At 64.9% G+C, this 7,682-nt stretch carries 12 protein-coding genes; 3 read left to right on the top strand and 9 right to left on the bottom strand.

Annotation, left to right across the window (positions count from 1 at the left end; translation table 11 throughout):
* From coaA to hisB, 7 genes are all read right to left on the bottom strand, one after another.
* Nucleotides 1-719: type I pantothenate kinase (coaA, locus tag VDP82_RS11165; RefSeq protein WP_323014923.1), on the bottom strand; the 719-nt coding region annotated here is incomplete at its 3' end.
* A complete protein-coding gene (locus VDP82_RS11160) occupies nucleotides 719-1,036 on the bottom strand; it encodes a phosphoribosyl-ATP diphosphatase (RefSeq protein ID WP_323014922.1) in 318 nt (105 codons plus the stop codon). The genes coaA and VDP82_RS11160, both read right to left, overlap by 1 nt.
* Nucleotides 1,037-1,211: 175 nt before the next feature.
* Entirely contained in the window at nucleotides 1,212-1,991 is a 780-nt protein-coding gene (hisF, locus tag VDP82_RS11155; protein ID WP_323014921.1) for an imidazole glycerol phosphate synthase subunit HisF, read from the bottom strand.
* Nucleotides 1,988-2,731, bottom strand: a complete 744-nt coding sequence (hisA, locus tag VDP82_RS11150) for a 1-(5-phosphoribosyl)-5-[(5-phosphoribosylamino)methylideneamino]imidazole-4-carboxamide isomerase (protein WP_323014920.1) — start codon at nucleotides 2,729-2,731, stop codon at nucleotides 1,988-1,990. Before hisA ends, hisF begins: the two co-directional genes overlap by 4 nt.
* Nucleotides 2,728-3,381 (bottom strand): imidazole glycerol phosphate synthase subunit HisH, encoded by a 654-nt coding sequence (gene hisH, locus VDP82_RS11145; RefSeq protein ID WP_323014919.1) that lies wholly within the window; start codon nucleotides 3,379-3,381, stop codon nucleotides 2,728-2,730. The genes hisA and hisH overlap by 4 nt, the downstream gene beginning before the upstream one ends.
* Entirely contained in the window at nucleotides 3,378-3,731 is a 354-nt protein-coding gene (locus VDP82_RS11140) for a DUF2628 domain-containing protein (protein WP_323014918.1), read from the bottom strand. Before VDP82_RS11140 ends, hisH begins: the two co-directional genes overlap by 4 nt.
* Nucleotides 3,732-3,890: 159 nt before the next feature.
* A complete protein-coding gene (gene hisB / locus VDP82_RS11135) occupies nucleotides 3,891-4,478 on the bottom strand; it encodes an imidazoleglycerol-phosphate dehydratase HisB (protein WP_323014917.1) in 588 nt (195 codons plus the stop codon).
* Nucleotides 4,479-4,609: 131 nt separating this feature from the next.
* On the opposite strand from hisB, the gene hslV reads away from it, so the two are divergent.
* The 3 genes from hslV to hslU are packed head-to-tail and all read left to right on the top strand — an operon-like array spanning nucleotide 4,610 to nucleotide 6,989.
* Nucleotides 4,610-5,170, top strand: coding sequence for an ATP-dependent protease subunit HslV (gene hslV, locus VDP82_RS11130; protein ID WP_323014916.1), 561 nt, complete (start codon nucleotides 4,610-4,612; stop codon nucleotides 5,168-5,170).
* On the top strand, nucleotides 5,167-5,685 hold the full coding sequence (locus VDP82_RS11125; RefSeq protein ID WP_323014915.1) for an N-acetyltransferase: 519 nt from the start codon (nucleotides 5,167-5,169) through the stop codon (nucleotides 5,683-5,685). Before hslV ends, VDP82_RS11125 begins: the two co-directional genes overlap by 4 nt.
* Complete coding sequence (hslU, locus tag VDP82_RS11120) at nucleotides 5,682-6,989, top strand: ATP-dependent protease ATPase subunit HslU (protein WP_323014914.1); 1,308 nt, start codon at nucleotides 5,682-5,684, stop codon at nucleotides 6,987-6,989. The genes VDP82_RS11125 and hslU overlap by 4 nt, the downstream gene beginning before the upstream one ends.
* Before the next feature lie 79 nt (nucleotides 6,990-7,068).
* Here the strand turns inward: hslU and VDP82_RS11115 are convergent, their stop codons facing one another.
* Both VDP82_RS11115 and VDP82_RS11110 read right to left on the bottom strand, forming a co-directional pair.
* Nucleotides 7,069-7,437, bottom strand: a complete 369-nt coding sequence (locus tag VDP82_RS11115) for a helix-turn-helix transcriptional regulator (RefSeq protein WP_323014913.1) — start codon at nucleotides 7,435-7,437, stop codon at nucleotides 7,069-7,071.
* Nucleotides 7,438-7,447: 10 nt separating this feature from the next.
* A partial coding sequence (locus VDP82_RS11110; RefSeq protein ID WP_323014912.1) for a Smr/MutS family protein occupies nucleotides 7,448-7,682 on the bottom strand: 235 nt, incomplete at its 5' end.

Here is a 7,682-nt window from a genome sequence, read left to right as displayed (position 1 = left end):
AACCAGGCTTCCAGATCGTCGGTCTCGGCATCCATATAGATGGAAAAATCGATGAAGTCGGATGCAAAGACGATGGGCTTGCCATCGCGCGGCAGGTCGCCCGGCTGGAGGATGTTGAGCCCTTCCACGATGAGGATGTCGGGGCGCTCGATGACCACTTCGCTGCCCGGCACCACGTCATAGACCAGATGCGAATAGACCGGCACGCTGACGCGTTCCTTGCCCGACTTGATATCGGCGAGGAACTGCACGAAGCGGGGGCGATCATAGCTTTCGGGAAAGCCCTTGCGCTCCATGATGCCGCGTTCGGCCAAGACCGCATTGGGATAGAGAAAGCCATCGGTGGTGACCAGGTCGACGCGCGGGCTCGAGGGCCAGCGCTGCATCAGCGCGTGCAGGATGCGCGCCGTGGTGGACTTGCCCACCGCCACCGAGCCGGCCACCCCGATGATGAAGGGGACCTTCTGGTCGGGGGTGGCCAGAAACCGGGCCGAGACATTGTGCAGGCCCTGGATGGCCTCGACATAAAAGGACAAGAGGCGCGAGAGCGGCAGGTAGACCTCTTCGGCCTCGGTCAGCGAGATGGGGTCGGAAAGCGAGCGCAGCCGGGTGATGTCCTCGGCGCTCAGCGTCATCGGCTCGTCGGCACGCAGGGCGCTCCACTGGGCCTTGGCGAAATGATGATAGGGGGCGAGCATCGCCGGGCGCGGCGCCGCCATCAGGGCTTGTCCTTGCGGGCGGCCTTTTCGGCCAGGCCCGACTGGGCGGTGCGCGCATCGAGCACCGCCATCACCTCGGCCAGCGGTGTATCGGCGGCGCGCAGCACCACCAGCAGGTGATAGAGCAGATCGGCCGCCTCCTTGACCAGTTCCCCGCGATTGCCGGTGACGGCGGCGATCACCGCCTCGGTGGCTTCCTCGCCCAGCTTCTGAGCGCATTTGTCCATGCCACGCGCCAGCAATTGGGCAGTGTAGCTTTCGGTGGGAAGGGCCGCGGCGCGCAGCGCGATGCGGGCTTCGAGATCGTCAAGTGTCATGGGCACTCTCTCCCGTTCTTTCCGGGAGTCATTCCGGCGCAGGCCGGAATCCATGTGCGGAACCTTCAACGCGGTATGCGTTCTCGATTACGGACATGGACCCCGGCCTGCGCCGGGGTGACACGGTGGATTTTGAAGGCTTAGAGCAAACTTTTGCTTATCCGTCATCCTCGACTTAAGCCGCGCCGGTCATGCGGACGGCTACGCCATGGTCATGCAGATATTGCTTGGCCTGGGGAATGGTGAAGGTGCCGAAATGGAAGATGGAGGCGGCCAGCACGGCGCTGGCATGGCCTTGCTTCACCCCATCGACGAGGTGCTGGAGCGTACCGACGCCGCCCGAGGCGATGACGGGCACCTCGACGCTGTCGGCGACGGCGCGGGTCAGGGCCAGATCGAAGCCGGATTTGGTGCCGTCACGATCCATGGAGGTGACCAGAAGCTCGCCGGCGCCGCGCTCGACCATAGCGGCGGCAAATTCCACCGCGTCCAGCCCGGTGGCCTTGCGGCCGCCATGGGTGTGGATCTCCCAGCCGCTGCCGCCATCGCCACGCTGGCGGGCATCGACCGAAACCACGATGCACTGATTGCCGAACTTGTCGGCGGCGCGGGAAATGAAATCGGGATCGGCAACGGCGGCGGAATTGATCGCCACCTTGTCGGCCCCGGCCAAGAGGAGCTTGCGGATATCCTCGATGGAGCGCACGCCGCCGCCAACCGTGACCGGCATGAAGCAATGCTCGGCAGTGCGGGCGACGACGTCGAAAATGGTATCGCGGCCTTCATGGCTGGCGGTGATGTCGAGAAAGGTCAATTCGTCGGCGCCGGCGGCGTCATAGGCGATGGCCGCCTCGACCGGATCGCCGGCATCGACCAGATCGACGAATTGCACGCCCTTGACCACGCGGCCGTCCTTGACGTCCAGGCAGGGGATCAGTCGGATTTTCAGCGTCATGGCCGGGCTTCCCTTGCGCCTTTGAGCAGCGCCAATGCTTCCGTTGCATCAATGCGCCCGTCATAGAGCGCGCGGCCGGAAATGGCGCCTTCGAGCACCTGATATTCGGGCCGGGTCATGCGCTCGATATCCTCCATGGAGGCCAGCCCCCCCGAGGCGATGACGGGAATGGCGGTGGCGCGGGCCAGCTCCAGCGTCGCCGGCCAGTTGATGCCGGCCAGAACCCCATCGCGGTCGATATCGGTATAGATGATGGCGGCCACGCCGGCGCCCTCGAAGCGCCGGGCCAGCTCGATCACCGAAAGCTCGGAGGTTTCAGCCCAGCCTTCCACCGCCACCATGCCGGCGCGCGCGTCGATGCCCACGGCCACCCGGCCGGGCCATTTTTTCGCCGCCTCCCTGACCAGCGCCGGATCGCGCACCGCGATCGTGCCGAGGATGACACGGGCAAGGCCCTTGTCCAGCCAGCTTTCGATATGGCCGAGATTGCGAATGCCCCCGCCAAGCTGCACGGGGAATTTAACCTCTTTGAGGATGGCCTCCACAGCGGCGCCGTTGACGCTCTGGCCGGCGAAAGCACCGTTGAGATCGACAACATGGAGATAGTCAAAGCCCTGCGCTTCGAAGGCGCGGGCCTGGGCGGCCGGATCGTCGTTGAAGACGGTGGCCTGATCCATGTCGCCCAGCTTGAGGCGCACGCATTGGCCATCCTTAAGGTCGATGGCGGGGAAGAGGATCATGGCGTCCATCCGAGGAAATTGGCGATCAGCCGCAACCCCAGCGCCTGGCTTTTTTCGGGGTGGAACTGGGTGCCGAAAATATTGTCGCGACCGACACAGGCGGTAAGCGGCCCGCCATAATCGGTGGTGGCGAAGAGCGTTGCCGGATCGTCCACCCGCAAATGGTAGGAATGGACGAAATAGGCGTGCTGGCCGGCGGGGCCGTCGACAAGGCCGGCGAGCAGGGCATGGGGACGGGTGAAGGAAAGGGTGTTCCAGCCCATATGGGGAACTTTCAGGGCGGGATCGGAGGGGACGATCTTTTCCACCGCACCGGCAATCCAGCCGAGACCGGGCGTAACGATTTTCTCGCGGCCCTCGCTGGCCAGGAGCTGCATGCCGACGCAGACGCCGAGAAAGGGCACCCCGCCGCGCAGCACCCGTTCCTCCAGCGCCTCGACCATGCCGGGCACGGCATCGAGCCCGGCCTTGCAATCGGCGAAGGCGCCGACGCCGGGCAGCATGATGCGATCGGCCCGACGCACCGCATCGGGATCATTGGTGACCTGGATGATATCGCCCCGTCCTGTTTCGGCGGCGACCCGCTCGAAGGCCTTGGCGGCGGAGCGCAGATTGCCGGCGCCATAATCGACGATGGCCAGCGTGCTCATGGCGTGTTCTCCAGAAACGCCAGCCGGGCCAGATCGGCATCGGCGGCAAAGACGTGACCGGCTGGCGCATAGCCCCGCCGCCGCAGGGCGCGGCGCCCGGCCCCCGGCGCGGCAAAGCCGAAAGCCAGCGCGACGGGCAGATAGAGCCAGCAGGCGGCCTCGGCGCCGAGGAAACGCGCGCCCAGAACCAGGACGGCGAGCGCGAGGACGAAGAGCCCGAGCTGGCCCCAATGGCGATGGAGGAGCGCATGAACCGGCGGCAGCAGGAAGGCGAACCAGGAAAAGCGCTCCCCGACCGCCATGGGCAGGCCGGCCTCGGCCGGGGACTGATAAAGGGCAAATAGGGTCAAGGGGAAACTCCCAGGACTGGTTGAGGTCCACTTAGTGCAAAACGGGCCATAGCGGAAGGGCGGGGCTCTCGACACCCCCTCCCAGCCTCCCCCATCAAGGGGGAAGTATCGTCCGGCGGGTTTGGCGAAAGCGTACTCCGACCTATGCCAAAGGCTTTTTTAGAGCGTGCCCTTGGTGGAGGGAATGCGGCCGGCCTGGCGCGGGTCGATCTCGATGGCGTCGCGCAGGGCGCGGGCCACCGCCTTGAACATCGACTCGGCCAGATGATGGTTGTTGTCGAAGTAGAAATTCTCGATATGCAGCGTGATGCCGGCATTGATGGCGAAGGCCTGGAAGAATTCGCGGAACAGCTCGGTATCGATGTCGCCGATCTTGGCCTGGCTGAATTCGGCCTTGAACACCAGGAAGGCGCGGCCGGACACGTCCAGCGCCGCCCGGGTCAGCGTGCCGTCCATGGGCAGATCGCAGCTGGCATAGCGCCGGATGCCCTTCTTGTCGCCCAGCGCCTCGCGCAGGGCCTGTCCAAGGGCGATGCCGACATCCTCGACGCTATGGTGAAAATCGATATGAAGGTCGCCCTTGCAGGCGATGTCCATGTCGATGAGCGAATGGCGCGCCAGCTGGTCGAGCATATGGTCGAAAAAGCCGATGCCGGTCTGCATGGTGTGCCGGCCGGTGCCGTCGAGCGCGATGGAGACGGTGATTTCGGTCTCATTGGTCTGGCGGGCGATGGTGGCGGTGCGCATGGGCTGTCTCCGGCGTTCGCTGGCTGGTTAGCAGATCGGCGCGCCCGCGTGAAGATCGGCACCGGACGGCTCGGTTGCAATCGCCGCCGGGGCCCCTAAATATCATGCAACAGTTCGGAGTATCTCCCCTCATGAGTGACAGTAATTTTCCCGGCTGGCACGGGACAACCATCGTTTCCGTGCGCAAGGGCAACAAGGTGGTGGTGGCCGGCGATGGCCAGGTTTCCATGGGCCAGACGGTGATGAAGCATACCGCCAGGAAGGTGCGGCGGCTCGCCGGCGGCACGGTGATCGGCGGCTTTGCCGGCTCGACCGCCGACGCCTTCACCCTGTTCGAGCGGCTGGAAGCCAAGCTCGAGCAATATCCCGACCAGCTGATGCGGGCGGCGGTGGAACTGGCCAAGGACTGGCGCACCGACCGCTATCTGCGCAAGCTCGAAGCCATGATGATCGTGGCGGACAAGACCGACACGCTGGTCTTGACCGGCACCGGCGACGTGCTGACGCCCGATCATGGCGTCATCGCCATCGGCTCGGGCGGCAATTACGCCCATTCGGCGGCGCTGGCCCTGCACCAGGCGACCGAGCTCGACGCCGAGGACATTGCCCGCCGCGCCATGAAGATCGCGGAAGAGATCTGCGTCTACACCAATGGCAATGTGACGCTGGAAACCATCGAGCTCGACAGGTGAGCTATTCGATCCGCCGGCTGAGCCGGAACGATCTCGGCGCCTATAAGGCGATCCGGCTCGAGGCGCTGGAGCGCCATCCGGAAGCCTTTCTCTCCGACGCCGAAAGCTTCGCGGCCCTCACGGACGAGGAAATCGAGGCGGCTCTGGAAAAACTCACCGTCTTTGGCGCGGTGTTGCCCGACGGCAGGCTGGGCGGCATCAACGCCTTCCTGCGCGCGCAAGGCGCCAAGGAGCGGCATCGCGGCTGGATGATCCAGGTCTATGTCCGTCCCGCCCATCGCGGCAGCGGCATGGCCCGGGCGCTGTGCGAGCACCTGATCGCGCATGCTCGCGCCGAGGTGTTGCAGCTCCATCTTGGGGTCTGGTCAGAAAATTATGCCGCCATAAGGCTCTATGAAAAGCTGGGGTTCGAAGTCTACGGGACAGAGCCTCGCTATCTTTTGGTGAACGGTTGCTTCTGCGACGAACACATGATGGTGCGCTTCCTGGACAAGGCACCTGGAGAAGACAAATGAGTGAAACCAATTTTTCCCCGCGCGAGATCGTTTCCGAGCTCGACCGCAATATCGTGGGCCAGGCCGACGCCAAGCGCGCCGTGGCCGTGGCGCTGCGCAACCGCTGGCGCCGCCAGCAATTGAGCCCGGAGCTGCGCCGCGAAGTTTCGCCCAAGAACATCCTAATGATCGGGCCGACCGGCGTCGGCAAGACCGAGATTTCCCGGCGGCTGGCCCGGCTGGCTCAGGCTCCCTTCATCAAGGTGGAGGCCACCAAATTCACCGAAGTGGGCTATGTGGGACGCGATGTCGAGCAGATCATCCGCGATCTGGTCGAGGCGGGCATCGCCGTGCTGCGCGACAAGCGCCGGCGCGACGTGCAGGCCCAGGCCCATCACAATGCCGAGGAGCGGGTGCTGGATGCGCTGGTGGGCAACTCGGCCACGCCCTCGACGCGCGACAGTTTTCGACGCAAGCTGCGCGATAACGAGCTGGACGATCGGGAAATCGAGCTGGAAATGACCCCGGCCAGCCCCGGGGGCTTCGAAATCCCCGGCATGCCCAATGGCGGCATCGGCATGATCAATCTCTCCGACATGTTCAAGCAGGCCATGGGCGGGCGCGGGGTGAAGCGCAAGATAAGGGTCAAGGACGCCTATGAGCCGCTGATCGCCGAGGAGGCCGACAAGCTGCTCGACCAGGACCAGCTCAAGGCCGAGGCCATCGAGCTGGTGGAAAATCACGGCATCGTCTTTATCGACGAAATCGACAAGGTGGCCCAGCGCGAAGGCGGGGTGCAGGGCGGCCCCTCCCGCGAAGGCGTGCAGCGGGACCTGTTGCCGCTGATCGAGGGCACCACGGTTTCGACCAAATACGGGCCGGTCAAGACCGACCATATATTGTTCATCGCCTCGGGCGCCTTCCATGTCAGCAAGCCGAGCGACCTGCTGCCCGAATTGCAGGGGCGCCTGCCGATCCGGGTCGAGCTCAAGGCGCTGACGCGCGAGGATTTCATTCGCATCCTCAGCGACACCGAAGCCAGCCTCATCAAGCAATATGTGGCGCTGATGGGTACGGAAGGGGTGACGCTGGACTTCACCCAGGACGCCATAGAGGCCATTGCCGACGCCGCGGTGAAGGTCAATTCCAGCGTCGAGAATATCGGGGCGCGGCGGCTGCAGACGGTTATGGAGCGGCTGGTGGAGGACATCAGCTTCGAGGCGCCGGACAAGCAGGGCCAGACCATCACCATCGACGCCGCCTTTGTGACCGAGAAGGTCGGGGTGCTGGCCGGGGATACGGATCTGAGCAAGTTCGTGCTGTAGGAGCCGGGCGCTTTCACAAACTCGATGTCACCCCAGCCCTGAGCCGGGATGACATTGCGGGTGGGGAAAGTTCAGAGAGCTACCGTTTCCGCCCGGCGCGCCTGACCACTTCATCGCGCAGGAAGCGCAAATCCTCGGCGTCGAGCCGGGCGATGGAATCGCGCAGGCGGTTGGTGAGTTCGGTGGCCTCGGGCGCAAGGCCCCCGGTGTCGATGCTCACCTTGGGATCGCTGATTTCCGCCAGGCGCTGAAGCTCCTCGGCCTCGTCCCAGATGACGTTGAAAAAGGCGATCATGCGGTGGAGCAGAAAGCTGGTGGGCTGACCGCGCCGTCCGTGTTCGAGGGCGGACAGATAGGCGCTCGAGACATTGAGCGCCGCCGCCATCTGCTTGAGCGAAATGCCGCGCGCCTGGCGCAGGGCCCGCAATCTGGCGCCGAGCGGGGTCATGCTTGCGACCTCATGCGCGGCGCAGGCGCACATACCACGCCCCCTCTCCACCATGGCCGCGCGCCGCCACGCTCCAGCCCGAGACCAGCGGGGCCAGCCCCGGCTCGCCCAGCCAGATCGGCAGCATGGTGCGCAGCACGCCGCGCTCGGTCATGGCGGCGATATAATCATTGTCGGTCTTGAGCCCCTTGCCGGTGATGACCAGCACGGTGCGGTCGCCCCGGGAAAAGCGGGCCTGGATGAAA

It is taken from the genome of Devosia sp., from assembly GCF_034675085.1.
Classification (GTDB): Bacteria; Pseudomonadota; Alphaproteobacteria; order Rhizobiales; family Devosiaceae; genus Devosia.
The sequence above is the reverse complement of the archived record's forward strand: the minus strand, read 5'-3'. Positions and strand labels throughout refer to the sequence as shown.

Bases quoted from the DNA above. Each gene is read 5' to 3' on its own strand.
- hisB (WP_323014917.1), bottom strand. From the start codon at position 4,478: ATGCGCACCGCCACCATCGCCCGCCAGACCAATGAGACCGAAATCACC.
- hslV (WP_323014916.1), top strand. From the start codon at position 4,610: ATGAGTGACAGTAATTTTCCCGGCTGGCACGGGACAACCATCGTTTCC.
- hisH (WP_323014919.1), bottom strand. From the start codon at position 3,381: ATGAGCACGCTGGCCATCGTCGATTATGGCGCCGGCAATCTGCGCTCC.
- hslU (WP_323014914.1), top strand. From the start codon at position 5,682: ATGAGTGAAACCAATTTTTCCCCGCGCGAGATCGTTTCCGAGCTCGAC.
- hisA (WP_323014920.1), bottom strand. From the start codon at position 2,731: ATGATCCTCTTCCCCGCCATCGACCTTAAGGATGGCCAATGCGTGCGC.
- VDP82_RS11115 (WP_323014913.1), bottom strand. From the start codon at position 7,437: ATGACCCCGCTCGGCGCCAGATTGCGGGCCCTGCGCCAGGCGCGCGGC.
- hisF (WP_323014921.1), bottom strand. From the start codon at position 1,991: ATGACGCTGAAAATCCGACTGATCCCCTGCCTGGACGTCAAGGACGGC.
- VDP82_RS11160 (WP_323014922.1), bottom strand. From the start codon at position 1,036: ATGACACTTGACGATCTCGAAGCCCGCATCGCGCTGCGCGCCGCGGCC.